This is a genomic window from Oceanobacter mangrovi (genome assembly GCF_019740315.1).
In the GTDB taxonomy this organism is placed as follows: Bacteria; Pseudomonadota; Gammaproteobacteria; order Pseudomonadales; family Oceanobacteraceae; genus Oceanobacter; species Oceanobacter mangrovi.
The window spans coordinates 184,653-211,113 of record NZ_JAHXZR010000007.1; the positions used below are offsets into that span (position 1 = coordinate 184,653).

The 26,461-nt window shown below is 53.0% G+C and carries 20 protein-coding genes; 6 read left to right on the top strand and 14 right to left on the bottom strand.

The window, feature by feature from the left end:
- Positions 1 to 61: 61 nt before the first annotated feature.
- The 6 genes from K6123_RS15450 to K6123_RS15475 form a co-directional block, all read right to left on the bottom strand.
- Positions 62 to 607 (bottom strand): hypothetical protein, encoded by a 546-nt coding sequence (locus K6123_RS15450; protein ID WP_221799303.1) that lies wholly within the window; start codon positions 605 to 607, stop codon positions 62 to 64.
- A 94-nt stretch (positions 608 to 701) separates the two neighbouring features.
- Positions 702 to 1,505: a hypothetical protein gene (locus tag K6123_RS15455; protein ID WP_246624828.1), complete on the bottom strand. Its 804-nt coding sequence runs from the start codon at positions 1,503 to 1,505 to the stop codon at positions 702 to 704.
- A 1,029-nt stretch (positions 1,506 to 2,534) separates the two neighbouring features.
- Positions 2,535 to 4,214, bottom strand: a complete 1,680-nt coding sequence (ltrA, locus tag K6123_RS15460; protein WP_221799305.1) for a group II intron reverse transcriptase/maturase — start codon at positions 4,212 to 4,214, stop codon at positions 2,535 to 2,537.
- A gap of 994 nt (positions 4,215 to 5,208) precedes the next feature.
- Positions 5,209 to 6,849, bottom strand: a complete 1,641-nt coding sequence (gene groL / locus K6123_RS15465) for a chaperonin GroEL (protein WP_221799306.1) — start codon at positions 6,847 to 6,849, stop codon at positions 5,209 to 5,211.
- Positions 6,850 to 6,903: 54 nt separating this feature from the next.
- The gene (locus tag K6123_RS15470) at positions 6,904 to 7,197 is read right to left on the bottom strand and encodes a co-chaperone GroES (protein ID WP_221799308.1); all 294 of its coding nucleotides are present in this window, start codon (positions 7,195 to 7,197) and stop codon (positions 6,904 to 6,906) included.
- Positions 7,198 to 7,397: 200 nt separating this feature from the next.
- Entirely contained in the window at positions 7,398 to 7,883 is a 486-nt protein-coding gene (locus K6123_RS15475) for an FxsA family protein (protein WP_221799310.1), read from the bottom strand.
- Positions 7,884 to 8,301: 418 nt separating this feature from the next.
- Here K6123_RS15475 and K6123_RS15480 point away from each other — a divergent pair, with 418 nt between their 5' ends.
- The 4 genes from K6123_RS15480 to K6123_RS15495 all read left to right on the top strand — a co-directional run bounded on the left by K6123_RS15480 (position 8,302) and on the right by K6123_RS15495 (position 11,483).
- Positions 8,302 to 9,060: an SDR family oxidoreductase gene (locus K6123_RS15480; protein WP_221799312.1), complete on the top strand. Its 759-nt coding sequence runs from the start codon at positions 8,302 to 8,304 to the stop codon at positions 9,058 to 9,060.
- A gap of 115 nt (positions 9,061 to 9,175) precedes the next feature.
- Positions 9,176 to 9,511, top strand: a complete 336-nt coding sequence (locus K6123_RS15485) for an MGMT family protein (protein WP_221799314.1) — start codon at positions 9,176 to 9,178, stop codon at positions 9,509 to 9,511.
- Positions 9,512 to 9,558: 47 nt separating this feature from the next.
- Positions 9,559 to 10,122 (top strand): NUDIX hydrolase, encoded by a 564-nt coding sequence (locus K6123_RS15490; RefSeq protein WP_221799316.1) that lies wholly within the window; start codon positions 9,559 to 9,561, stop codon positions 10,120 to 10,122.
- A 551-nt stretch (positions 10,123 to 10,673) separates the two neighbouring features.
- Positions 10,674 to 11,483, top strand: coding sequence for a hypothetical protein (locus K6123_RS15495; RefSeq protein ID WP_221799318.1), 810 nt, complete (start codon positions 10,674 to 10,676; stop codon positions 11,481 to 11,483).
- A gap of 3 nt (positions 11,484 to 11,486) precedes the next feature.
- Here K6123_RS15495 and K6123_RS15500 read toward each other — a convergent pair whose 3' ends face one another.
- From K6123_RS15500 to fliS, 4 genes are all read right to left on the bottom strand, one after another.
- A complete protein-coding gene (locus tag K6123_RS15500) occupies positions 11,487 to 12,893 on the bottom strand; it encodes a sigma-54-dependent transcriptional regulator (RefSeq protein ID WP_221799320.1) in 1,407 nt (468 codons plus the stop codon).
- Between the two features lie 26 nt (positions 12,894 to 12,919).
- Positions 12,920 to 14,206, bottom strand: a complete 1,287-nt coding sequence (locus tag K6123_RS15505; protein WP_246624829.1) for a sensor histidine kinase — start codon at positions 14,204 to 14,206, stop codon at positions 12,920 to 12,922.
- 223 nt (positions 14,207 to 14,429) lie between these two features.
- Complete coding sequence (locus tag K6123_RS15510; RefSeq protein ID WP_221799322.1) at positions 14,430 to 15,914, bottom strand: sigma-54 dependent transcriptional regulator; 1,485 nt, start codon at positions 15,912 to 15,914, stop codon at positions 14,430 to 14,432.
- Between the two features lie 388 nt (positions 15,915 to 16,302).
- Positions 16,303 to 16,752: a flagellar export chaperone FliS gene (gene fliS, locus K6123_RS15515; protein ID WP_221799324.1), complete on the bottom strand. Its 450-nt coding sequence runs from the start codon at positions 16,750 to 16,752 to the stop codon at positions 16,303 to 16,305.
- Between the two features lie 350 nt (positions 16,753 to 17,102).
- Here fliS and K6123_RS15520 point away from each other — a divergent pair, with 350 nt between their 5' ends.
- Both K6123_RS15520 and mqo read left to right on the top strand, forming a co-directional pair.
- Positions 17,103 to 19,193 carry a class I SAM-dependent methyltransferase gene (locus tag K6123_RS15520; protein ID WP_221799325.1) on the top strand — a complete coding sequence of 697 codons (2,091 nt, stop codon included), beginning with the start codon at positions 17,103 to 17,105 and terminating at the stop codon, positions 19,191 to 19,193.
- Positions 19,194 to 19,798: 605 nt separating this feature from the next.
- Positions 19,799 to 21,280 (top strand): malate dehydrogenase (quinone), encoded by a 1,482-nt coding sequence (mqo, locus tag K6123_RS15525; RefSeq protein ID WP_221799327.1) that lies wholly within the window; start codon positions 19,799 to 19,801, stop codon positions 21,278 to 21,280.
- Positions 21,281 to 21,360: 80 nt separating this feature from the next.
- On the opposite strand, the gene K6123_RS15530 is transcribed toward mqo, so the two are convergent.
- The 4 genes from K6123_RS15530 to K6123_RS15545 form a co-directional block, all read right to left on the bottom strand.
- Positions 21,361 to 22,716, bottom strand: coding sequence for an APC family permease (locus K6123_RS15530; RefSeq protein WP_221799329.1), 1,356 nt, complete (start codon positions 22,714 to 22,716; stop codon positions 21,361 to 21,363).
- Between the two features lie 165 nt (positions 22,717 to 22,881).
- Positions 22,882 to 24,069, bottom strand: a complete 1,188-nt coding sequence (locus K6123_RS15535) for a sodium ion-translocating decarboxylase subunit beta (RefSeq protein WP_221799331.1) — start codon at positions 24,067 to 24,069, stop codon at positions 22,882 to 22,884.
- 11 nt (positions 24,070 to 24,080) lie between these two features.
- A complete protein-coding gene (gene oadA, locus K6123_RS15540; protein ID WP_221799333.1) occupies positions 24,081 to 25,844 on the bottom strand; it encodes a sodium-extruding oxaloacetate decarboxylase subunit alpha in 1,764 nt (587 codons plus the stop codon).
- 62 nt (positions 25,845 to 25,906) lie between these two features.
- The gene (locus tag K6123_RS15545; RefSeq protein ID WP_221799335.1) at positions 25,907 to 26,158 is read right to left on the bottom strand and encodes an OadG family protein; all 252 of its coding nucleotides are present in this window, start codon (positions 26,156 to 26,158) and stop codon (positions 25,907 to 25,909) included.
- Between the last annotated feature and the right edge of the window lie 303 nt (positions 26,159 to 26,461).

Genomic DNA, 26,461 nt, shown 5'->3' on the forward strand with positions numbered 1-26,461 from the left:
TTCATAACGCCGAATTTTCGCCCTGGCCTGGAGCTCAGTGGAAAACCGTCTCCATTGATTTTTACAACTCAATTTCAAATACAGGATCTGGTATCCAATCATCATTAATACCCATTTTCAAAACAAAACGCTCTATCTCTTTTTTAGGATATTTATGGAACCTGCCACTAATCAGACTCTTGCAATTCTCTAGCTCGGAAAGCTCTTTACTCTCTGGCCTTACACCGAACAATTGAAGCTTTTCTATATTTAAGCGACCTATAGGCGCTAATGAATCAACTATTGTAACCTTGCCAGATGAATCCCAACTAGGCAAAGTCTCCAATGACAAATATTTAAGTTTCATCAACGCACCAAGCGGCTCAAGTGAACGAACTTTGGGCAGATGTATAATTCTTAAGTGTTCCAACGCCTGAAGTTCACCTATTGGTTCTAAGTCATCATCAGGATATGTTGCTATAACCAATTTTTTTATGTTTTCGTACTTTGATAAAATTCCAAGAGACTTATATTTACAATGCCAGATTCTTGCTGTTTTTATCTCTTTATACCCATCGACAACATCAAAATATTTATCCTTACATCTAAGTCTTTCCAAATGTTTCATAAGGCCCTTCTTTAGTTATAACGCCTCAATAACCGGCGCAGCTTTGCTGCGTCCGGCGCCGAAGGCGCGTAGTTGATTGACTTGTTACATGCGGCTAGCACGGAACAACCGAAAACGCTGAGCCAACCGCGTTTGCTATGCCATTAATAATTTCAGTTGTGACCCTAGCCTTATTAAAGGTTATGTCGACCAAAAACCCGAATATTGTTGCTATATAGAGCAGATAGCCAAAGCCCATATAGTCATTGTACAGAATGGTATAAAACCAATCTTGACCAAAAATATATATGCTTGAAGATATTATTGTTGCTACGGCTAATAACATCCCTGGAAGGAATAAATACTGCACTGCTCTAGGCTTTAAAAATGATATTGTGATGAGAACAAAGAACATTGCCAAATTTGAGCCGAGAAATATTCTGAGATCAAGCTTCAGGTTGCTCACGATTTCAAGGTATTTCCCCTTTACGACATCGCTTAACGTGCTTTCAGCAACTTGAATATTCTTGATCCGCTCCATGTAACCCGTGGCTATAGATTGAGCCAAGGCTTTCTTTTTTTCACAATCATACCCACATATAGCCGCGACTATGCTGGCAATTTTTTCAGGCAGTTTATTATCTAAATCAGCCTGTATTTTCTCTTTTTCAAGGCCCAGCCTGCCGGCAATATTTAAAGCGGCTTCTGCTACGGGCGATTCGCTCATAGCTTGTTGCTTTTCACGGATTTCTTTCTCAATCTGGCTTTTCACGAACCCTTTGGCGGAGTCTTCGACCTTCTCAGGTGAAACGAACGTCACCGAGAATAGTGCGCCAAATAGCAATATCCCGAATATGCCAATTAACTTTAAACTTGTACTCATAGCTTCCCTAGCATGTAACAGATTATTAGTGCGCATGCGCGGTTTCTGAGTGAGGTAAATTCCAGAAAACAGTGACAACTATTTGATTTTAAGAGAAAAACTTCCATTTCCAGCCACCTCCTTGTCCGGTAAAATGCGCATGCGCATTAATTCCCTGAGGAGTGCGCATTAACTTGTAAACCTTACCAATAATATCCCTGATTTCAGCTACTTACAGTAGCAGTGGCTGACAAAGCGAGCAAGCAATCCGGGAAAGTGAGCGCAGATTTGGAAGATTTCAAAATTATACTGGTTAGGCATACATAGAATCTCTCTCCGACCTATGCAGGTTTTGCTGGTTACTAACCAATAAAAACCCAACAAAAAAACCCGCGCTGATTACTCAACGCGGGTTTCTTTAAGGCCTGGTAGCCGGAGAATAATGGAGGTTAATTACCTGTCGGGTAGCAGCAGCACATTACTGTGCCGCCGCCCCCTAAGAACCGGACTTGCGAGTTTCCCCGCATCCGGCTCAAGCCTCTGTAAGCCCGTCTAAGACGGACCAGCACCTTAAGCAAAGCGCCTACTCAGACCTTAAACTCTCTGAATAAGACCTCGCTACAAATGCAATTAAGAATGCTTGCACATGCTGAAGGTCTACCTCCCCATCGATAACGTAGAGATACGTTATTAAAATGGGAAGAAACAGCGTCAGGTCTACCACAACGTCTATCACCTGCATTAAGCGGTATTCTGCTCTATCTGCAGCCCGATGTAACAGTCTCCGATGAAGTCCCATACGGGACTGATTGGCGGCTGTCCCCACTGAACCATCTAGCATACAACTCGCAACTGAGGTACGAATTCGAACTTTCGTATCACCCAACGGCTGGAGGACCGTAACGGCACTCCTTCGCTGCAAGCTACCAGATTCAGCATGATTGCCATCCGTGACCCTGAAGTAGAGATCGTGTCTGATGACAATTTCCTGATCTAGCATGTAGACAGTGTTTTGACGCGTAGTATGCATAACAGATTACCTGTTTATTGCTTGAGCAAGCAGAATAATCGATAGTATTTTTACTATCAACCATCACCAACTGATAATCCAAGTAGATTACCATTGTGCAACTGCCTATGGCAATTCGGATGCAACAGCACCAGATTCGACAGTTCATCAGAACCACCCTTTGCTCGCTCGACCACGTGGTGAATGTTCCACCCCGTATCAGGCGTGATCAATTGATCACACATCGGACAGCGCTTCAGTTGTCGAATCCATAAAGACGTCAGCTTCTTCCTGCCTCCCAGAGACTGCTTCCAACGGTAGTCAAGAAGACTCTCGAAATACTGCTCGAACTCTGGCAGATATGGATTGGCCTCGGCCTTGATCTTACGGTGCCGCTGGATTTTAGTGTCCATGCTTTTGACCTGACGAATCGTCTTGCCGTCTGCATAAACCGCCTGGAAGACCCACTTCTCGTTTTTCACTGTGTGAAAATATCTTCTTTTCACCCAGCGCTTTTTACGATTTCCATGACGACGGCATGACCATCGCCACAGGAGCCTCCACATCCTGTAGTCCACATATTTGAACGTTTCACTCGCAACAATGTGCTGGTGATAGTTCGCCCATCCCCTGATTACTGGGTTGAGTTGTTTTATTAGCACGCCTTGTTCCGACGTGTAATGTTTGCGGACTAGCTCTTTGAGCTTCTGAAGATGATTACGCAGGCTTTTGTGGCTTGGCTTGATAAGCAGTTTGCCACTGTACTTGCGCAAGTTTTGTCCCAGAAAGTCAAAGCCATCATCAACATGCGTCACTAGCGTCTTTTCAGGCGATAGTTGCAGCCCACGCTCAGCCATAAAGGCTTCGACGACGGGTTTAACTTCGTTTTCCAGCAGCTCTTTCGAGATACCAGTGATGACAAAGTCGTCTGCGTAACGCACGTAATTGACCTTGGTCTTGTAGGAGGCTTTGGTGTTCTTTTGCCCGAATCGAGCCAGCAACACCTCTTCCAGTCCATCAAGTGCCAAATTGGCCAGCACCGGCGAGATAATCCCCCCTTGCGGAGTTCCTGCCTCGGTCGAGTGCAAATGGTTGGATTCCATAAATCCAGCTTTCAGCCATTTCCTGAGCACTGTCTTATCCAACGGAACGTTGGCCAGTAACCACTCGTGACTGATGTTGTCAAAACAGCCTTTGATGTCGCCTTCCAGCACCCATTGAGCCGAATGTTTGCGACTGAGATTGACGAACAATTGCTCAATTGCATCGGCTGTAGAGCGCATGGGACGAAACCCGTAGCTGTTACGATCGGCCGTTGTCTCAGACACAGGTTCGAGCGCCAGCAGGTATAACGCCTGCATTGCCCGATCCAGCATCGTTGGAATTCCGAGCGGACGGCGTTTGCCGTTCGATTTCGGAATGTAGACACGCCGCAACGGTTTGGGTTGATACCCTTTTCGTTGCAACCGACCAATCGCTTGCCATTTCGTATTTGGTGTACTCCACAGCTCACCATCTACGCCCGAGGTACGCTTACCCCGGTTTTCAGTTACTCGCTTCACAGCCAAGGCTTTGGCCGAAAAAGAACGAGTCAGCAGTCGTTGCAAGGTTTTCACCTTGCGCCATTGCTGTGCTTGAGTTGCCTTCGCGATTCGTACCTGCAGCTCTCGAACCGTTTGGCCGACCAGCTTCCAATTAATGGTATGCCAGTCGTCCGCCCAGTCGGAGAACGCAGGTGTTTCAAAAGATTCACTCATCTTGCTGCTCTCCTTATTCCTGTTACCAAGACGGAGAGCACATGACTCCCTGACGGGAGATGTACTTCCCGTCCGGGCTAAAGATCGTCGCCGAGGCTCAGATCTGTTTCAGTTGATTGCTTTGCACGTTTTCACGCGATCAGAGACCAGTTGGACGTGGGCAACCGTTTCCGGCGGAGGAACATTTAACCCCCTATCCAGACCATTACAGCCTGGCATTCGCTTTTTCCAACCTCCCAAACCCGCACTCCCAACAGCGTCCCTTGCGGTCGGCCTGCCCTGCAAAGCAAGGCGGAAATACGGGGTTTCCGAGTTCCATATCAACAACACGAGTAACGTAGGCTCCGCGAATACACCGAGGGTTTCGTGGCAACGCATTCCCAGATGCAAAAGGAATGTCCAACCCTGTACCTTTTGGTCAAAGCGCATCAATCACATTTCGCTTTATGCGGCTGACGGTGCTTATAAGCGGTTCACTTGTGTTAGCCATATTACCCAGCCTAGCCTCTCAGTCGCTTGTGATTAGCGAAATCCATGCATCCACCTCACGGCGAAAACACACCCGTGAGGGGAGTACATTGTCAGGAAGCTTCATACCCCGCCGTTACTGGCGACGCACTATCCCTAGGCTACTGAAAGTTGCATTTCAGGTTCCGCTCCAAATGAGAGTTGCGGGTTACTTCCGCGCATGACATTGGTGGAACAATTGCTGATACAGCTTCACACCGGCAGGTGCTATAGCTGCCAATAGACACGACTATTCCCACTTCCTCACAACCAATATTGCAGTTGCTTCAGTGTGAGCCGTCTTTTGAACGGGCAGGCCGAGCCCGTGTTGGTATCTCCGGAGAGAAACCGACATTCGGGGGTGGCCCGAATGTCGGGTAATTGGTGCTATTTTCTACTGGAGGGAGTGGTCAAAAACTTGTATAAAGTTAGTGACCACTATGGACGTAACCCAGTCAGGCTAGCTACCTGCGCGACTCTCGTCGCATCACATCATTCCACCCATGCCACCCATACCGCCCATGCCACCCATATCTGGCATGCCTGCATCTGCCTTAGGCAGTTCAGCAACCATGGCTTCGGTGGTGATCATCAGACCAGCAACGGAAGCGGCAGCTTGCAGGGAAGAACGGGTTACTTTGGCTGGGTCCAGAATACCCATTTCGATCATGTCGCCGTATACGCCGGTAGCTGCGTTGAAGCCGAATGCGCCTTCGCCAGCTTTTACCTTGTCTACAACTACAGAGCCTTCAGCACCGGCGTTGGCAGCGATTTGACGGATTGGAGCTTCCATCGCGCGCAGTGCCAGGGCGATACCAACGTTCTGGTCTTCGTTGTCACCTTCAACAGATACGTTGGTCAGTGCACGAACCAGCGCAACACCACCACCAGCAACCACGCCTTCTTCTACGGCAGCGCGGGTTGCGTTGAGGGCGTCTTCAACGCGGTCTTTTTTCTCTTTCATTTCAACTTCAGAACCGGCACCAACCTTGATAACGGCTACGCCGCCAGCCAGTTTGGCCACACGTTCCTGCAGTTTTTCCTTGTCGTAGTCAGAAGTGGAGTTGGCCATTTCTGCGCGGATCTGTTCAACACGGGCAGATACAGAAGCTGCATTGCCAGCACCGTCTACTACTACGGTGTTTTCTTTGCTGATGACTACTTTCTTGGCAGTGCCCAGCATGTCCAGAGTAGTGGTTTCCAGAGACATACCCACTTCTTCAGAAACAACCGCGCCACCAGTCAGGATAGCGATATCCTGCAGCATGGCCTTGCGACGGTCACCGAAGCCTGGTGCCTTGACCGCAGCAACCTTGAAGGTGCCACGCAGGTTGTTCACAACCAGTGTTGCCAGCGCCTGACCTTCAACGTCTTCTGCAACGATCAGCAGTGGACGGCCGGATTTGGCAACGGCTTCCAGTACTGGAATCAGTTCTTGCAGGTTGTCGATCTTCTTGTCTACCAGCAGGATGACCGGGTTTTCCAGCTCGGCAGTCATTTTTTCCTGGTTGGTTACGAAGTATGGAGACAGGTAACCACGGTCGAATTGCATACCTTCAACCACGTCCAGCTCGTCGGCGAAGCCTTTGGCTTCTTCAACGGTGATAACGCCTTCTTTACCTACTTTTTCCATTGCTTCTGCAATGATGGCACCAACGGTTTCGTCGGAGTTGGCAGAGATGGTACCTACCTGGGCGATGGCTTTGGTGTCTTCACATGGCTTGGCTTGAGCGGCCAGTTGTTCAACAACGGCGGCAGTTGCCTTGTCGATACCACGCTTCAGGTCCATTGGGTTCATGCCAGCTGCAACGGCTTTCAGGCCTTCGTTAACAATGGCTTGGGCCAGAACGGTCGCAGTGGTGGTGCCGTCGCCAGCCTTGTCGTTGGCCTGGGAAGCAACTTCCTTAACCATCTGTGCACCCATGTTTTCGAACTTGTCTTCCAGTTCGATTTCCTTGGCTACGGATACACCGTCTTTGGTGATGGTTGGGCCACCGAAAGACTTTTCCAGTACCACGTTACGGCCTTTAGGACCCAGGGTTACTTTTACAGCGTTGGCCAGGATGTTTACGCCAGCCAGCATTTTGACGCGGGCGTCGTTACCAAATTTGACTTCTTTAGCAGCCATGATGTTCTTTCCTCAAAACTTGTTTCGTTAACGATGTGAAAAATGGAGCGCTTATCAGGCTTCCAGAACGCCGTAGATTTCGCTTTCGTTCAGGATCAGCAGCTCTTCACCGTTGATTTCGATGGTGTTGGAACCAGAGTACTTGCCGAATACCACGGTATCGCCAACGCTGACTGCCAGTGCCTGCACTTCACCGTTATTCAGAACGCGACCAGTACCGACGGCTACCACGACGCCCTGATTTGGCTTTTCAGCGACAGAACCTGGCAGCAGGATACCGCCAGCAGTGGTTTGCTCTTCTTCCTTACGGCGAACAACGACGCGATCGTGTAGAGGACGGATATTCATTTGAGGTTCTCTCCAATATGAAGCATGTTTTGCTGTTTTTAGCGGGAAAGCAGGACTCAGCCCGGCTGCCCCAAATTTTACGTGTTTGATAGATAGGGCCGTGAACGGTGTTTTCAACGGCAGTTAAGTAAAAACTTTTCTATCAAATACGCCGTGTTCAAAGTTTTAGTTTATAGCTCTGCAAATGCCAGACAAAACCATCAGTCTTCGCGACGATATTCACCGTCGATGGTTTCCGGCCGATGACCATGAACGCCCTGTTTTGGCTGTTCAGACCGCGGCTGCTGAAATGGGTCGGCTTGTGGCCGCTGACCAAAACCACCGCCAACAACGACGCGTGGTTTGATCACTTTCATGACGTTGCCGAGCATGGAGCGGCGAATCTGTGGCACCAGCAGAGCGAAACCAACGGCGTCGGTGACAAAGCCTGGCGTCAACAACAGCGCACCGGCCAATGCCAACAGGAAGCCTTCGGCCAGCTCGGAAGCGGGCAAGGCACCTTCGTTCATTTTCTGCTGGGCCCGCATCAGGACACCCATGCCTTGCTGTTTCAGAATCCGCACGCCCAGTACGGCGGTGAGGAAAATAATCAGTACGGTCCACAGCACGCCAATGTAGCTGCCAACCTTGATGAGCACCGCCAGTTCGATCAGCGGTACTACGATAAAAATCAGAATTAATGGCACTCGTAGCCTCCCGATGTGCATTTTCAACTTTCGGTTGGATGCGCTCCTGTCCGAAAATTCCCGTAAACACGTTAATCCCTGTGATTCTTCATTTATTAGGGTGATTTGCAGGATTACAACCCTGTGACAGCGTAATGCAGTTTACTTAACCGATTTGGTCTGGACCGGGAGTGCATGCAAACCGTGTGTAAACATTCAGCATGAATGACGGTACGTGTATGGGAGCCGGATTTGCTGCCACCAAAGTAGGGATGACGCTACGCCGGGCATCTAACACACTGGCCGGATAAGCCACATCTGTGGTTATACTTTTCACGATTATTCGCCCAGCCCGAATACCATCAGGAAGCGCATGCTGCCTATTCGACGCTGCCCACGACTTTTGACTTTTCAATCAATGTTACCGATGGAGCCAATTATGAAGCTGCAAGACAAGGTAATTGCCATTACCGGTGCTGGTCAGGGCCTTGGCCGTGCCATGGCGCTGTATCTGGCCGGTGAAGGCGCTCGTATTGCCATTATTGATATCAACCCGGATCACATCAGCGAAACACTGGCGCTGGTTGAACAGGCCGGCAGCAGCGGCAAAACCTATTGCTGTAACGTCGCCGATGAAGCTGCCGTTGAAGCCACTTTCGAAGCGATTGCGGCGGATTTTGGTGGCCTCGACGGGCTGGTGAACAACGCCGGTATCGTGCGCGACGGTTTGCTGGTAAAGGTCAAGGATGGCCAAATGACCAAGATGTCGCTGGCCCAGTGGCAATCCGTGATTGATGTGAACCTGACCGGCGTCTTCCTCTGTGGCCGTGAAGCCGCTGCCCAGATGATCAAGACCAACAGCCAGGGCTGCATCATCAATATTTCCAGCATTACCCGGGTTGGTAACGTCGGCCAGAGCAACTACTCCGCCGCCAAGGCCGGTGTCGCTAGTCTGGCCACCGTGTGGGCAAAGGAGCTGTCACGCTTTGGCATTCGCGCCAACGCCATTGCACCTGGCTTTATTGCCACTGAAATGACGGAAAGCATGCCTGCGGCGGTGCTGGAAAAAATCACGGCCGGTATTCCGCTCAAGCGTATGGGGCAGCCGGATGAAATCGCCCAGACGGTGTCTTTCCTGCTGACCAACGACTATGTGTCTGGCCGGGTGTTTGAAATCGACGGTGGCCTGCGCATCTGACCAGAGCGTCCACTGAAAACCGGCCTGATGCTAGGAAGCGTCACAATAATGTGTTAACTAATGTTACAGACGCATTTGTAAACATTATCGAAAACATTGGTGACAGATACGCAGAATGGCCAGCCAAGCTCAGCCACAACCTGTGGCGACTGCCAGTGACATCCGGCTCTATACCATGCTCGCCAGCGTACCCGCCGGGCGAGTAGTCACCTATGGCCAACTGGCGGAGCTGGTTGGCTTTCCCCGCCGAGCCCGCTGGGTCGGCCAAATCCTGCGCAACCTTCCTGATGGCTCCAGTCTGCCCTGGCACCGGGTGATTAATGCTCGTGGCCAGATTTCCCTACCGCCGGAAGACGGCGGCCAGCGACAAGCGGAGCTGCTACGCGCTGAAGGAGTGATGGTGACCCCGGATGGCCGTGTCAACCTGGCTGATTTCCGCTGGAGACCCTGACGATTTCAGACACCGACGATTCACCCACAGCACCCCGGAAAGAATTGATGCTCACCGCCCTGCTGATTGGTTTTGTATTGTTGCCGCTGCTGGTCAGTGGCTCGATTGTGGTGTTCGCCGAACCACCAGCCGGGGTCATTGCCTATGCCTGCCATGACCACAAGGCGCTGGTGCTGCTGGCCTACGACAAGGGTCCGAATCGCAACGGCTGGGCTGCCTTCGGTGGCCATGGTGAGAAAGGTGAACGTATTGTCGATACCGCTGCGCGGGAGTTTCGTGAAGAAACCCGCTGTCTGTTTAACGGCCCGGACCCGGACGATTTACTCAACCAGAAACGCTCGGCCGTCGGGCCTTTTTACAGCTATGTGTCCCAGGTCGAATACATTGGCGCTGCCGCGATTGAAAAGTCCCGCTGCGGAACCCCGAACGAACGTAATCAGTTTATCTGGGTAGAAGCACCGGTGCTGAAGCAGGCGCTGACTCGCAACAAGCCACTGACTGCCTTTGATAACCCCGATAAGGAATATCCGTTCTGGTTTGCCGGCCGGTTGTCGTTGCAGCAGGCGCTGGAAGATGGCTTGTTGCCGACGGATAACAAGGTTTGTCAGTAGCTAGTGCAACCTGTGCAGGCGGGACGCCTGCGCTCCCGTCCCTGCTGACAGCGTTCGGAATAGCATTAAAATCCATCATCCTGAACGCGCAGCAACTCTGGATCCATGCAACCCGGCAATCATCAACTCCGCATGGATCCCGTATCTCGCGGGCTCGTACGGGATGACGCGATACTTCGGCGAACATTCAACCATGTCGTCCTGAGCGCGCAGCGACTCTGGATCCATGCAACCTGGCAACCATAAACTCCGCATGGATCCCGTATCTCGCAAGCTCGTACGGGATGACGCGATACTTCGGCGAACATTCAACCTTGTCGTCCTGAGCGCGCAGCGACTCAGGATCCATACGACCAGGCAATCATCACCCCGCCTGGAACCCGTATCTCGCGGGCTCGTACGGGATGACGTGATACTTCGGCAAAAATTAAACCTTGCTACTTTGAACACTCGGTTAGCAACCCGTTCTGAAGTCTGATTGCCGCCAGCCACTTTGGGCGGCATCATCGCGACCTTATGACAACAATAACAAGTTCGTTGAAGGTTCCGCTTTGTTAATTCTCGCCAAGATTCTGGTGACATTTCTCACCGTTGTACTGCTGGCTGTGGTGGCTGAACGCCTCGGCCCAAAACATGCCGGTTTACTGGCAGGTTTTCCGCTCGGCACTGCGATTGCGCTGTATTTCTTTGGCTGGCAGCTGGGGCCGGAGTTTGCCGCCCAGAGTGCTGTGTATACCTTGTCCGGGCTGGGTTCGGCTGTGTGTCTGGCAGCCGGTTATTGGCTGGTGATCCGGCGTTTGCCGCAGTTGCGTTATTTGCCCTTGGCCATCGTCAGTGGGCTGGGCTGTTTTATGTTGAGCGCCACCCTGCTGCAGTTTTTACCGTCTCATCGCGGTCTGGCGCTGGCGGTGGTGGTCGCAACCATTTTGTTATTCCGCACGCTGTTCAAACAGATTCCAGAGCAAAAAGTGGCGTTGGAACAGGATGATCGGATTCGTTCCGGCTGGTTTCATAATCGCTGGGGCAAGCTGTTGTTTCGGGCGGTGATGGCGAGTTTGACCATTCTGATGATTACCGGGCTGGCAGACTGGCTGGGGCCAACCCGTGCCGGTTTGTTGGCGGCTTTCCCGGTGAGTTTTTTCCCGTTGATGCTGATTCTGCATCTGAGCCAGGGCGCTGGTGTGTTGTCGACCAGTATTCGTCATTACCCGGATGGTATTGGCGCTCTGGTGGTGTACGCCCTGGGTGTCAGTTATTTGTACCCGCTTGCTGGTTTGCATTGGGGCACCTTGCTGGGGTTATTGGCGTCGGTGCTGTATTTGCTGGTGTATCAGCAAGTGACCAGCCGACGCCGTGCCTGATCTTCAAATCATGGCTTCGACATCAACACCTTCGTCACGCAACCGCGCCACCTTGTAACGCAGGGTGCGCGGGCTGATGCCCAGCCGTTCGGCGGCTTCCTTACGGCTCGGTTCTTCCCGGATCGCCTGCACAATTAGCTCGACTTCGCGGTTTTTCAAATCCTGACCCAGACGACCGTCATCCAGAATGGACACGGCTTCCGCCACGTCATCACGCGGACGCGAATCCGTGATAGTGAAGTTCGGCATACTGCTGACAGAGGCCATGCCGCGTTGGCCGGGCACTGGTGTCAGCAGCAGGTCGTTGGCAAACAGCTGTGCTCCGGTTTGCAGGATCAGGGCCCGTTGCATGGTGTTGTCGAGTTCGCGAACGTTGCCAGGCCAGCTGTGTTGCAGCAATTTGCGTTCAGCTTCCGGCATCAACACCGGCGCGCGGCGTTTCATTTTGGCAGCGTGATGGGCCAGCAACCGCTGGGCCAGTGGCACAATGTCTTCCTGTCGTTCACGCAGTGGCAGCCAGTGCAGCGGGAACACGCTCAAACGGTAATACAGGTCTTCACGGAAGTTGCCTTCGGCAACGTATTCGGCCAGATCGCGGTTGGTGGTGGCAATGATCCGCACATCGAGGTTAATCACCCGCTTGCCGCCCAGCCGTTCAACCTGGCGTTCCTGTAATACGCGCAGCAGTTTGGCTTGCAGACCGGCGTCCATTTCGGTGATTTCGTCGAGCAGCAAGGTGCCGCCCTGAGCCTGTTCAAACTTACCGGCTGACGACTGATAGGCTCCGGTATAAGCGCCTTTCTCGTAACCAAACAGCATGGCTTCGAGCATGTTTTCCGGAATCGCAGCGCAGTTGATCGCCACGAATGGCTGGTCGGCACGGTCGGAATGCTGGTGAATGTAGCGCGCCAGCACTTCCTTACCGGTACCGCTCTCGCCGCTGATCAGCACGGTAGAATCGGTTTGGGCAACCCGTTCGGCCAGCTGGAATAGCTGCCGACTGGCAACCGAGTTGGCCACCGGAGCCTCTTCCTTACGACTGCTCGGACGACCCGGTTGCTGGTCGAACGGCTGCAAGAGAGCATCCAGTTCACCGGCTTCAAACGGCTTCATCAGGTAATCGTTGGCACCGCGCTGCATTGCCTGCACCGCCTGGCTGACATCGCCATAGGCCGTCATCAGAACCATCGGCAACCAGGGATGTTCTTCGCGCACCCGACCCAGCAGGGTCAGGCCGTCCATACCCGGCATGTTAATGTCGGACAAAATCAAATCGGGGGTTTGTTGCTGCAACGCCACACAGGCGTCCAGTCCGTCACAGGCGGCAATGACCTGATGGCCCTTGATTTCCAGGCTGTCGACAACGGCTTCCCGCAGTTGTGGATCGTCTTCTACTACCAGAATCAACATAGTGGTATTCCTCAATATACTGCGGGTTAGTGGCCAGGCTGTGCCATAACCGCCGGGATTCGAATGCTGGCACAGAGGCCACCAACGGCGCTGTCTTCAAGCGTCAGCAGGCCACCGTGAGCACGAGCGACGGCTTGTACCACCGCCAGCCCAAGGCCGGTGCCATTGGCTTTGGTGCTGTGAAAGGGTTCCAGCACCTGTTGTTTTTGTTGGGCTGACAGGCCCGGGCCGTTGTCAGCCACCGAAATCACAATGCCGCCAGCGTTCTGCTGGCCGCCCGGGCGCGCTGCAATCGTCAGTTCAATCTGGCGCTGACGGGCGTCGCGACAGGCTTCCAGGGCATTATTGACGAGGTTCATCAGGCTGCTGACCAGAGCGTCGCGGTTGCAGCGGATACGGCTGTCGGTGCAAAGATTGGTGATCTGATATTGCGCCTGGGACTGGCCGACCGGCACTTCCATCGCGGCTTCAAGTTCGTAAAGCAGCTCGTCGATGCTGATTTCGTCGTGTAATGGCAGATCGCCGCGGGCGAAAATCAGCATGTCACGTACCTGATGTTCGAGGTGGCGCAGACGCTCCATCAACTTGCCAGCGAAACGTTCGCGGGCAGACTGATCAAGATCCGGGTTGGCCAGGTGACCGGCATACAGAGTGGCGGCAGACAGAGGGGTACGAACCTGATGCGCCAGCGAGGCAACCATTTTGCCCATCGCCGAAAGCCGCTGGTGCTGTGCCAACTTGGCTTGCAGCGCGCGGGTTTCAGTCATATCCGTGAGCAGCACCAGCTGACCCGGTTGCTGAATCATGGGCGTGGTACGAATCAACAACCGGCGGCCATCTACCAGCGATACTTCGTGGCCATCATCGTGGCGCGGTGCAAAGCACTGGTTGATCAGCACTCGCCAGCGCTGGCCAATCAAACTGTTGACGCCTGCCAGCGCTGCCAGCAGTTGTTCGGCAACCGGGTTGGACTTGGCTACGCAGCCATTCTGGTCCAGCAGCAAGACACCGGCAGGCAACATGGTCAGTAACAGTTCCAGCTGATTGGCCAGGCGTTCTTTTTCGGCCAGTTCGGTAATGCGGCGGGCGGACAGCTGGGCCAGTTCACCGTTCAGGTGTTCGACCTGGCTTTCCAGTTGTTCGTAGCTGTCGGTTAACTGCCGCGACATCTGATTGAACAGATTGAGGGTGCGATCCAGTACCTGACGTTCTTCACTGATGGCAGCACGATTTCGCAACGGCACAGCCATATCAGCCAGATGCGGTTTAAGCTCTGGTTGTGGTTCTATCTGCCGGGCTGTGGAAATCGTCATAAACACCTCGCCAATTCTCTGATATATCGCCAAAAATCTAGCGTTTATAGGTATTTAGCAAAGGCTGGGCCAACTTTTAAATTTAAAATAAAGCATTGATTTATATAGGTTTATCCAGAATTTTTGGAGCATGTGCCAAACTTCAGGCATAAAAAAACCGGCGCAGTGCCGGTTTTTCATCCTGGTTTCGCTGGGCTTTTGACTATCCCGCGTTAGCAGCCGCTCAGGCGAAATCTTTCTCTTTACGCTGCAGGTTGTATTTGCGCATTTTCTCCACCAGCGTGGTGCGACGAATGTTGAGTTTCTCGGCAGCACGGGCCACCACGCCGTTGGCATCGTCGAGTGCCTGCTGGATCAGTGATGATTCCAGATCTGACAGATACTCACGCAGATCCAGACCATTCACTGGCAGCAGTGCGGCGTTATCCAGCGTCACCGCTTGCAAAGCAGCCGTTTCCTGCGCTGGCTCACTATTGAAGCCGACAGCTGTTTCCAGCGATTCCAATGCTTCTTCTTCACCATCGTCAAAGTGACGGAATTTTTTCGGCAGTTCGTTAACACCGACCACGCCATAGGGATACAGGATCGCCAGACGTTCCACCAGGTTGGCCAGCTCACGGACATTACCGTGCCATTCGTGGCGGCACAGCGACATGATGGCAGCAGAGTTGAAACGAATAGAGCCGCGCTTTTCGTGTTCCAGCCGTGAAATCAGCTCGTTCAGCAACAGCGGCAGGTCTTCAACCCGCTCACGCAGTGACGGCATTTCAATGGGGAACACATTGAGGCGGTAATAGAGGTCTTCACGGAAGGTACCCTCTTCAATCATGTTCTCAAGGTTCTTGTGGGTAGCGGCAATGATGCGCACGTTAGCCTTGAGGGTTTTGTTGCTGCCAACCCGCTCGTAAGTATGCTCTTGCAGAACCCGCAGAATTTTCACCTGCATGTTAAGCGGCATATCACCAATTTCATCGAGGAACAGGGTGCCGCCTTCCGCCAGTTCAAAACGACCAGGTCGGCTGGAAATAGCACCGGTGAAAGCACCTTTCTCATGGCCAAACAGTTCGCTTTCCAGCAATTCTGCCGGAATCGCGCCACAGTTTACCGGTACAAAAGGTTTGTTACGGCGGTTGGAATGGTAATGCAGGTTACGGGCAACCACTTCCTTGCCGGTACCCGATTCACCCAGAATCATCACGCTGACGTCTTTGTCGGCAACCTGCATGATCAGCTCGCGAACTTGCTGGATCTGCCGGCTGGTACCGACCAGGCTGCGGAACAGCTGAATATCGCGACGCTCGCCACGGCCTTCGGTGCCGGAAAAATGATCACGGAACAGCTGGCAACGATGCAGGCTGTCGAGCAAGGCGTTGTAGCTTGGCGGCATGTCGATGGAAGACAGCACGTTGCGACGCAGCACTTCTGGCAACGCATCCTGATTGGAGTCACCGACAAGGCTCAGCATCGGAGCACACTGATCCCACTGGTAAACTTCTTTCATAATGGCCATACAGGATTCGGTATCCTTGCCGCCGACCAGAATCGCCGCCAGCTCTTCACTGGATTCGACCCGTTGTTCGACTTCGGCACGCCAGTTTTCCGGGCAGCAAACGATGATTTCCTCGCCCAAAAATTCCAGGATGACCTTCATATCATGACGACGTTGTTGATTATCGTCGATCAACAGCAGTTTGATTTCTCTCCACATAGCAATCGCCTTCCGCTCCGAAACGTCGTCGTAAAATTTTTTTGATTATTATTCCGTCAAGACAAGCTCACTTTTTTTTATAAGAAACGCAAAATGAGAATTGCGTCACTCCTTTGACTCTTTACATCAGTTAAGAATCAAATTTCAGCTATGTCAATTCTTTGTCGCGGAATTAATCAAAGACGTCAGGTTTTTCCCTATGGATCTGACAATTTAGAACAAAGCAGATACAGAAGTTACATATTAATTACTGTGTAAAAGCCAAAACGAACCATATTAACCACAATAAAATAATGGCCTTATGGTTCGCATATGACACCTTCATGACGTTATCAGTCACCGTGTCATTCCCTGACGCGGTCTTTGCCAGCCAATTCGCCTAACGCTATTAAACGGAAATATGGGTGGCCACCTGACGAGGTTCCGTATTTTCGTTTTTACCCTGTGCCTGGGAGAGATAATCTTCACGAATGCCATCCCAACCTCGCTTGACTTCCAGCAGCAGGCCCATGACTTCTTCGATCATCTCGACATCATTGGCAATGCTGGCCTGCAACAAGCGACGATTCATGTAATCGTACAAACGTTCCAGATTCAGTGAGATCTCACCACCAGAACTGTGATCCAGGCTCGACTGCAAGGTACCGATGATTTCGATAACCCGGCCCAGCAGATTTGCCTTGGTTTCCATGTCCTTGCGTTCAATCGCTGACTTGCTCTGGGCCATCCGGGTCAAGGCTGCTTCCATCAACAGCTGGATCAAACGATGGGGATCGGCATCCAGCACCTCGGATGTCACATTGACTCGTTGATATTGCTTGGCACCTGAATGATACATGGAGCCATCTCCTCTATACGTTATACGACAGTGCATCCCCATTAACGGCTGGCAGGCCGATTACTTTAGAGGCTTTTAGTCATCCTGATCGTTTTTAACGGTCTTTTATTCAACCCTGAATAAATCCTCTTCGCTGAAAACCTTCTTGCCCTGGCGGCCACAACAGACCTCTGTCGCTCGCCATCGACCGGCAAGAGATTTCCTCTCACTTCCGAAATAAAAAATAAACATATAAAAATCAATAGCTTACAAAATGGCATAAGACGTGCTTTGAGAGTTTGATCAACAGCGGGAACCAGCGTCCGCTGCAACCCGGATTCGGACCTGCCGTGCGCGGCAAGGAGTACGTTATGGCCAGTGCCATTCTGAAAAGCCTGTCTCAACCGACCCCAGACACAGGCAAATCGCAGTCACTGTATGTGCTCGCCAGCACCTTTTACAGCAAGGCCAGTGAGCTGGATGACCCTCATCAGCTTGCCCAGGCCCTTGGCTACGCAGAACAATCGCATCTGGCCAACCCAACCAACCTGCAAACCCTCAATCTGCTGGCACGAATCCATCTGAAACAGGGGAACCACGACCAGGCCGCCACCTGGGCACAGCTCGGTTTACAGCAAAAGCCCAACAGTCCGGCGCTGCTGTATACCGCTGGTCTGGTTGCGCTGGAACAACACGACTTTGAACAGGCTGAAAGCTGCTTCAGTCAGTCTGCGGCGATTTCCCGGGTCGCCACCCGGGCACCACAATCACTGGCGCACCTGCATTTGTTGCAAGGTCGCTATCAGCAGGCTTTTCAGGAGTTTGCTGAACTGCTGCGCAGCCAGCCGGGCGACCGCCACCTGCAAACCAAGTTGCTGGAAGCCGCTGCCGGGGTAACCCCGAATCACTATGACGCTGGTCTGGCCGAACAAGTGCTGGCCTGCTTTGAATTTGACGGTGACATTGGCCTGCTTGACCGCATCAGCATGGCGTTGCTGAAACATCGCATGGCACTGCTCGAACAGCAGCAACAACTGACATTGGAACAGCTGCAACAGGAGCCCCTGCTGTTGCAGTCCTGTCGTCATTTTCCGATTGCCGACACCCTGCTGGAACAACTCTTACGCACTGCCCGCTTCAGTTTGCTGCAGGCCAGTGTCAAAACCCTCAGTTTCGATGCCAGTCAACAACCATTGATTCTGGCACTGATCCAGCAAACCGAACGTAACGAAGGTTGCTGGTCTGAAAGTGAGGATGAAAGCCAACAGCTGCTGCGCCTGCAGCAACTGGCCGACCGGCTGCTGCAACTGGGTGACGAGGCGATGCCATCGGCCGTTGCCGTAGTCAGCCTGATTCTGATGTATCGGCCATTGTCCGCCACCCAGCTGCGCCAACGCCTGAGCCCGGCCATCCTGATGGATGCTGCCTGGCCAACAGAACTGCAATCTCTGCTGGCGGATTTGCTGGGCCAGCAACAGGCGCTGGAACTGCACGCCAGCGTGATTCCGCTGTTGCCGCCTGATCAACACGACGCTGAGCACCCCTCAGCAGCCAGTGACGATATTCAGGCGCTGTACCAGAGCAACCCCTATCCGCGCTGGCAATATCTCGGCAATTATCCACAATCCGGTTATATCGATACCGTGCAACGCCAGTTTCCCCATCGACTGGCGCATTTACAGCCCGGCAAAACGGCCGATGTGCTGGTTGCTGGTTGTGGCACCGGTCGCCAGGCCTTACGGCTGGCACGCTTCTTTTCGGATCTGCAGGTCACCGCTATCGACCTGAGTCTGCCATCGTTGGCCTATGGCCGGTCGCGCCAGCTCGACTATGGCGTTTCTATCGACTGGCTGCAGGCCAACCTGCTTGATATTGAACGCCTCGGACAGTCGTTCGAAGTCATTGAATGTTCCGGCGTGCTTCATCATATGGCCAACCCTCTGGCTGGTTTGATGACGCTGGCAAGCGTGCTGAAACCTGGCGGCATTATCAAACTGGCGCTCTACAGTCGCACCGCCCGCCAGGGGATTCTGCAACTACGCCAGCAGCTGCATAGCAGCGAGATCAGCAGTCGCACGGAAATCCAGCAATTGCGTTATGGTTTGATGGAGGGTGATCTGGCCAGAGTCGCCGGACTGAACGACAGTCAGCGCCGTGAAATTCTCTCATCACGGGACTTCTATACCGTCAGTGGTTGCCGTGACCTGCTCTGTAATCCGGTCGAACACCTGTTCGATATCGCCGATATCGAGCACTGGCTTAGCCGCGCTGGCCTGCAGTGGGCCGGTATGCTGGCACGTGGTGACGCAGTGCAGCTGGCGCAGCAGGTATTTGGTCTTGCAGCCAATGAACTGACACCTGCCCAGTGGCAACAACTGGAAGCGGAAGCGCCAAAACTGTTCGCAGGCATGTACCAGTTCTACGCCTTCAAACCACTGGAATCGGCGCTACACGTTTTGTGAGCGTTCAATCACAGGCCTGAAACACCAGTGCAGTCATCGGCTGCACTGGTTTGCTGGTATCCATATCTACCAGAATAGCCTGCTGTCGCAGGCCATTTCACTGGTTTATATAGTTGGCGTTATATTCACTATTTCGTAACCGAATTGACATTAATGGCACGGTTCTCTAGATTCTCTGCGCCGCCAAAATAACAAACTGAACGCCAAGTAGTCGATTTACCCATATCCAACTTGTCGATTTCAGTACCCATAAACGCGTGGCATTACAGACAAGCATACGAACGTTGGTGAAGTTTCTGGCGGCCTCAAATTGGCCGTTTGACGTTCGCTACCCACCTGGTAGTAACACCACAGTTCCTGATCCCTCTTCAGGCCAGACGTTAGTAGGAAGCACCCCGTTTTCGGCTTGTCTGTGTGTTTGTGGCTATGTATAAAGCCCTCCGGTTTCGAATCATCTCAGCTCAACCAAAACAGCATATAACTGTCACACAGTTGTGCTTGTGGCCGGGTCTGGACCAAAAGTCCGCGAGGTGGTGTGGCCCCCGGAATGCGCGATGAACACGCGCATTCTGATAACGACTTTCAGATAAAAAGGCGAAATCGTAATGACTACTCAACAGGTCGATGTCCTCCTGATTGGAGGCGGTGTCATGAGTGCGACGCTCGGCACTCTGCTCAACAAGTTGGATCCCTCTCTCAAACTCACCATGGTCGAACGTCTTGACCATGTTGCCCACGAAAGTACCGATGGATGGAACAACGCTGGCACTGGCCACGCCGGATATTGCGAACTGAACTATACCCCGCAGGACTCCAGCGGCACCGTCAGCATTGAACGCGCCCTGAAAATCAACGCCAATTTCGAACTGTCTCTGCAACTGTGGAGCACCATGGTTGAAAACGGCGAGCTGCCTGAACCAACCCAGTTCATCAATACCACACCACACATCAGCTTCGTCTGGGGTGAAAAGAACGTTGCTTTCCTGCGCCAGCGCGCTGAAAAGCTCTCTGCCCACCACCTGTTCGAAGACATGGAATACAGCGAAGATCCGGAAGTTCTGCGGCAGTGGATTCCACTGGTTATGGAAGGTCGTGATCCGTCTGAAAAAGTGGCCGCGACCAAAATTCCTTATGGCTCTGATGTCGACTTCGGTTCCCTGACCCGTAATCTGGTTAATCGCCTTACCCAGAACGGCGGCCTGGATCTGAAGCTGAACACTGAAGTGGTTGATTTTGAGCGCAACCGCAGCGACAAGCGCTGGCTGGTTTCTATCCGTGACCGTCAGTCTGGCAAAACCAGCATGATTGACGCCGGTTTTGTCTTTATCGGTGCTGGCGGTGGCTCACTGCCATTGCTGCAGGCTTCCGGAATTGAAGAAGCCGACGGCTACGGTGGTTTCCCGGTATCTGGCCAGTGGCTGGTATGCAAGGACGAGAAAATCGTTTCCAAGCACCACGCCAAGGTCTACGGCAAGGCTGCCATTGGTGCGCCCCCAATGTCCGTACCACACTTGGACACCCGTATCATTAACGGCCAGCCTGCACTGCTGTTTGGCCCTTATGCCGGGTTCACCACCAAGTTCCTCAAGAAAGGCTCCAAGCTGGACCTGATCAAGTCCGTCAGTACTGACAACCTGTTCCCGATGATGTCAGTGGGTATCCACAACATGGATCTGACCAAGTACCTGATCAGCGAAGTGATGCAGTCTCACGATGACCGCGTGGCAACCCTGCGTGGCTATTTCCCTGAGTGTAAATCCAGCGACTGGACCCTGGCTCACGCCGGTCAGCGTGTACAGGTCATCAAGAAAGACGCCAAGGGCAAAGGCAAGCTGGAATTCGGTACCGAGCTGGTTGCCGCTGCAGACGGTTCTCTGGCAGCTCTGCTGGGTGCTTCTCCAGGCGCTTCTGTGGCGGTATTCGCCATGCTGGAAGTACTGGAGAAATGTTTTGCCGACAAGATGTCTGGTGGCTGGAAACAAGCGATCAAGACCTTTATCCCGTCTTACGGTGAATCCCTGATCGACGATGCCGCGCTGCTGAAGCAGGTACGTGAGCATACGCTGAGCACGCTGCGCCTGAAATAATCAGCGCCTGCGAGTCACCAGCAAATTAAAACGGCAGCCAATGGCTGCCGTTTTTGTTGCTGCTACCTCATTCTGAAACCCTAGCGGGTCGCCCCCGTCTGGCGCTGCTTGCGAGCAGCATAGAACCAGGCTCCAAGCGTCAGCAGCAAATACAGTCCAAAGATAAAATACAGCTGCTCAGGTTGATGGCTGGCCTCATAGACAATAATCAGCACCAGTCCCATCACCAGTACCGCCAGTGAAATCAACGTAACCGACGTCGATGAAGCGGTTTTATCCCGTAAGCGGAAGTTGGCCCAGGCCATCAGAATCGACACCAGCAAGAAGGTAAAGCTGGCAAACTCCAGAATCACTACCAGCCCCCCACTGACCACCAGCGCCATTGCCAGGAAAGCCATCGCCAGAATGGCAAAGGTCGGAATACGATTGTTGCGATGAGCCAGCAGCGCCGGGAAATAACCATCGCGGGCGATTACCGCCATCTGCCGCGAAGCGCCAAACACGGTGCCACTGATTGCACTACTGGTCGCCAGCAAGGCACCGACGATTACCAGCTCGGTGCCCCAATGGCCCAACACCTTGCCAGCCCCCGCCGCCAGGGCGTATTCCTGGTTCTGGATAATATCGTCGAACGGAATCGCCAAAATCGCCCCCAGCGCGATCACCACATAAATGAGCGTCGCCAGCCCCATGGCGGAATAAATTGCCAACGGAATATTGCGCTCCGGCCGTTCCATTTCATTGACCGCATTGATCACCAGCTGGAAGCCTTCATAAGCCACGAAGGTTAATGCTGCCAGCATCATCATGGATAACAGTGACGCCTGCTCAGCTCCTCCTTCGCTGGCCTGCCAGAGCACAGGTAAGGTGGTGGTGCTGTTATTGATCAGCACAAAGGAAATAATCGCCAGAATCACCAGTTTGGAATACACCATCAGGTCTTCGATTTTACCCATGCCCCGCACACTCCAGACATTGATCAGGGCAAATACCAGAATAATGCCGCAGGCCACCGCCTTGCGGACCCAGTCGCTGTCAGCAAAGGCAAAACCACTGATGGCGTAGGAAGCAAAGGTGTAGGCGTATAACGCCAGTGTGCTGATGTAGCCGAAAATCACCCACCAGCCGATCAGAGAGGCGGCAAACTGCGAACGCGGAAAGGTACGACAGAAAAACGAATAGGTCGCTCCTTCGTCGCGATAATAGACGCCCAGTTTGACGTAGGAATAAGCGGCAAAGGTGGCGATCACTCCGCCAACAGCGATTACCAGCGGCGTATAAACCCCCACCATCGCCACCGAAATTCCCAGAATGGTAAAGATGCCGCCACCGACCATGCCACCCAGCGCAATCGCGATCAGCTCGGCAACACCAAGTGCCTTGTCGCGCGGTCGATGAACCTGATTGTGAAAGGGATTTGGAATCGGTAACTTCACGGTAGCTGTCCATAATCTAACGGGAGTTGCATTGTACGAATCCAACGCCTCTCAAAGCCAGTAACAAGCATCCAGATTTGTCAATGCAATGCAGGAATCAACCGCAGCCAGAAACAAAACAGCCGCGACAAGCGCGGCTGTTTGGCAGAACTGGCGGCTTAACGATCAACCACCAGCACCGGCGCCGAAGAAGCTGATCATCACACCAGCAGCCACGGCAGAGCCGATAACACCAGCCACGTTCGGACCCATGGCGTGCATCAACAGGAAGTTCTGCGGATTGGCTTCCAGACCCACCTTGTTGGATACCCGCGCTGCCATTGGCACCGCAGACACACCGGCAGAGCCGATCAGCGGGTTGATAGGATCCTTGCTGAACTTGTTCATTGCCTTGGCCATCAGTACACCAGCAGCCGTGCCCACACAGAAGGCCAGCATGCCCAGCACCAGGATGCTAAGAGTATCGACGTTGAGGAACTTGTCAGAACTCATTTTCGAACCCACGCCCAGACCCAGAAAGATGGTCACGACGTTGATCAAGGCGTTCTGGGCAGTATCGCTCAGACGATCAACCACGCCAGATTCCTTCATCAGGTTACCGAAGCAGAACATCCCCAGCAGCGGTGCTGCCGATGGCAACAACAGCGCAACCAGAATCAGCAAAGTGATCGGGAAGATGATCTTCTCGGCCTTGCTGACAGTACGCAGCTGCGACATCTGGATCTTGCGTTCTTCAACGGTAGTCAGCGCCTTCATGATCGGCGGCTGGATCATTGGCACCAGTGCCATGTAGGAGTAGGCCGCTACCGCAATTGCACCCAGCAGTTCAGGTGCCAGCTTGGAGGCAATAAAGATCGAGGTCGGACCGTCCGCACCACCGATAATACCGATCGCCGAAGCCTGTTGCATGGTGAAGTCCATCACCCCCATGTCGGTAAAGAAGGCCGCCCCGAACAGGGTGCCGAAGATACCGAACTGGGCAGCAGCGCCCAGCAGCAGGGTTTTCGGGTTAGCCAACAGCGGACCAAAGTCGGTCATCGCACCTACGCCCATGAAGATCACCAGCGGGAACAGACCCGTCTCGATACCGGCATGGTAGATGTAGTACAGCAGACCAGCTGGCGACTCCACATGGCCGTGCGCATCAATCACGGGGGCGGCATAAAAACCGGCCCCTGGAATGTTCACGAAAATGGTGCCCACAGCGATTGGCAGCAGCAGCAGAGGTTCAAACTGGAACTTCGGATGAATGGCCAGGAACAGCAGGCCACAACCAATGATAATCATGGCCAGTTGGCCAAATTCCATTTGGTATAGACCGCTGTCGTGCCACAGGTTAATCAAACTTTCCATGCTGGCACTCCTTACGCAAGGCTATACAGAGTGTCGCCTACTTTAACCGCTGAGCCTTCTTTGGCAGCTACAGCCGTTACAGTACCAGCACGAGGAGCACGGATTTCGGTTTCCATTTTCATGGCTTCCAGAATCACCACTACGTCACCTTCGTTAACCAGGTCACCCGGTGCTACCAGCACTTTCCAGATGTTACCGGCCAGTGGTGCAGAGATTGGGTCGCCATCTCCGGATACCGGAGCCGCAGCACCTGCAGCAGAGCCACCCAGACTGGTAGGAGCACCGTTCAGCGCGCCCAGCTGGGTCACGTCGCCACCTTCGTTCACTTTCACAACGTATTCGTTACCGTCGACAGTGATGGTGAAGGTATCTTCTGCATCGCCTTTTGGCGCTGGTTCAAACGCTGCCGGGTTACCACGGTTTTCGAGGAACTTCGGCGCAATTTGCGGGAACATGGCGTAGGTCAGGGCGTCGTCGATCTTGTCCGCAGACAGCTTGATGCCTTTCTCGGTAGCCAGTTTTTCAACGTTGGCGATCACCTTGTCCATTTCCGGCTCGATCAGGTCAGCCGGACGACAGGTGATTGGCTCTTTTCCTTCCAGCACACGAGCCTGCAGCTCGGCGTTCATCGGCGCAGGAGCAGCACCGTATTCGCCTTTCAGAATGCCCTGGGTTTCTTTCGAGATCGACTTGTAACGCTCACCGGTCAGTACGTTCAGTACCGCCTGAGTACCAACGATCTGGGAGGTTGGGGTTACCAGCGGGATAAAGCCCAGATCCTCGCGCACACGCGGGATCTCTTTCAGTACTTCATCAAACTTGTCGGAAGCGCCCTGCTCGCGCAGCTGGTTTTCCATGTTGGTCAGCATGCCACCCGGCACCTGGGCAACCAGAATACGGGAGTCCGTGCCTTTCAGGGCACCTTCAAATTTTGCGTACTTCTTGCGCACCTGACGGAAGTAGGCAGCGATTTCTTCCAGCAACAGCAGATCAATGCCGGTGTCACGTTCGGTACCAGCCAGCGCCGCAACCACGGATTCCGTGGCGGTATGACCATAGGTCATGGACATGGAAGAGATCGCCGTATCAACACGGTCAATACCGGCTTCAACCGCTTTCAGGATGGTCATGTCGGACAGACCGGAAGTGGCGTGCGCGTGCAGCTGAACTTCCAGATCAGTCTGGCCTTTCAGGCGGCTTACCAGTTCATAGGCATCGTATGGAGTCAGTACGCCAGCCATGTCCTTGATGGCAATGGAGTCAGCACCCATGTCTTCGATACGTTTGGCCAGGTCAACCCAGGCTTCCAGGGTATGTACAGGGCTGGTGGTGTACGACAGGGTACCCTGTGCGTGTTTGCCCTGTTTCTTGACTGCTTTCAGTGCAGTTTCCAGGTTGCGTGGGTCGTTCATCGCGTCGAATACGCGGAACACATCCACACCGTTGGTCGCCGCGCGCTCAACAAATTTCTCGACTACGTCGTCAGCGTAGTGGCGGTAGCCCAGCAGGTTCTGACCGCGCAACAGCATCTGATGCGGAGTCTTTGGCATCGCTTTCTTGAATTCGCGGATTCGATCCCATGGGTCTTCGCCGAGGAAGCGAATGCATGAGTCGAAGGTGGCTCCACCCCAGGATTCCAGCGACCAGTAACCTACCTGGTCCAGCTTGTCGGCAATCGGCAGCATGTCGTCAATGCGCATGCGGGTTGCCAGAATCGATTGGTGGGCGTCGCGCAGTACGACGTCGGTAATTCCAAGTTTCTTAGAATCGGTCATGGATGATGGCCTTTTCTTCCGTTAACGTCTGTGGACGTTCTGGTTATTATGATTCGTGCTGGTTACTTTTGGCGCGCACGATGTTCTTTTACCGCAGCAGCCAATACTTTCAGCAGTTGCGGGTCCACTCCCTGTTGAGGAGCAGCCGGTTTTCTGGAGGGTGCAGGTACCGGTGCTTCTTCCGGAGCATATTTACTCACCAGTTTGGACATGTAGCCGGTGACGAATACCAGCATCGTCAGAAAGACGAATACGGTACCCATACCAAAAACCATCAGTTCCAAACCTTGCGTGACGAGTCCTGGCTCAGACATGCAAGAGGCTCCTTTTTTATAAAATTTTCATGATGGAAACGGGTTCTCCCTGATTGGCCAATCTTTTGGAAAAGCCTGTTTAATACAGGAAAAACCGAGCCAGACTACTTAAACCAAAGTCCCCTTTCAACTGAGGGAGATCAAGCAGCATGCGGGTTGGAGGCGATATTGGCCGGTAGCCCAATAACCACAAGGACATTCTTCGTATTTATAGATGCTATACAATTGATGAATGAAGAAAGTCGCAAAACGAATGTTATTCCCTTGCTGGCCATTCAAATCCGCTTGACCATTACTTATAAA

Excerpts from the sequence above, each read along its gene's own strand:
- K6123_RS15450 (WP_221799303.1), bottom strand. The coding sequence starts at position 607 with ATGAAACATTTGGAAAGACTTAGATGTAAGGATAAATATTTTGATGTT.
- K6123_RS15455 (WP_246624828.1), bottom strand. The coding sequence starts at position 1,505 with ATGCGCACTAATAATCTGTTACATGCTAGGGAAGCTATGAGTACAAGT.
- ltrA (WP_221799305.1), bottom strand. The coding sequence starts at position 4,214 with ATGAGTGAATCTTTTGAAACACCTGCGTTCTCCGACTGGGCGGACGAC.
- groL (WP_221799306.1), bottom strand. The coding sequence starts at position 6,849 with ATGGCTGCTAAAGAAGTCAAATTTGGTAACGACGCCCGCGTCAAAATG.
- K6123_RS15470 (WP_221799308.1), bottom strand. The coding sequence starts at position 7,197 with ATGAATATCCGTCCTCTACACGATCGCGTCGTTGTTCGCCGTAAGGAA.
- K6123_RS15480 (WP_221799312.1), top strand. The coding sequence starts at position 8,302 with ATGAAGCTGCAAGACAAGGTAATTGCCATTACCGGTGCTGGTCAGGGC.
- K6123_RS15485 (WP_221799314.1), top strand. The coding sequence starts at position 9,176 with ATGGCCAGCCAAGCTCAGCCACAACCTGTGGCGACTGCCAGTGACATC.
- K6123_RS15490 (WP_221799316.1), top strand. The coding sequence starts at position 9,559 with ATGCTCACCGCCCTGCTGATTGGTTTTGTATTGTTGCCGCTGCTGGTC.
- K6123_RS15500 (WP_221799320.1), bottom strand. The coding sequence starts at position 12,893 with ATGTTGATTCTGGTAGTAGAAGACGATCCACAACTGCGGGAAGCCGTT.
- K6123_RS15505 (WP_246624829.1), bottom strand. The coding sequence starts at position 14,206 with ATGACGATTTCCACAGCCCGGCAGATAGAACCACAACCAGAGCTTAAA.
- K6123_RS15510 (WP_221799322.1), bottom strand. The coding sequence starts at position 15,914 with ATGTGGAGAGAAATCAAACTGCTGTTGATCGACGATAATCAACAACGT.
- fliS (WP_221799324.1), bottom strand. The coding sequence starts at position 16,752 with ATGTATCATTCAGGTGCCAAGCAATATCAACGAGTCAATGTGACATCC.
- K6123_RS15520 (WP_221799325.1), top strand. The coding sequence starts at position 17,103 with ATGGCCAGTGCCATTCTGAAAAGCCTGTCTCAACCGACCCCAGACACA.
- mqo (WP_221799327.1), top strand. The coding sequence starts at position 19,799 with ATGACTACTCAACAGGTCGATGTCCTCCTGATTGGAGGCGGTGTCATG.
- K6123_RS15535 (WP_221799331.1), bottom strand. The coding sequence starts at position 24,069 with ATGGAAAGTTTGATTAACCTGTGGCACGACAGCGGTCTATACCAAATG.
- oadA (WP_221799333.1), bottom strand. The coding sequence starts at position 25,844 with ATGACCGATTCTAAGAAACTTGGAATTACCGACGTCGTACTGCGCGAC.
- K6123_RS15545 (WP_221799335.1), bottom strand. The coding sequence starts at position 26,158 with ATGTCTGAGCCAGGACTCGTCACGCAAGGTTTGGAACTGATGGTTTTT.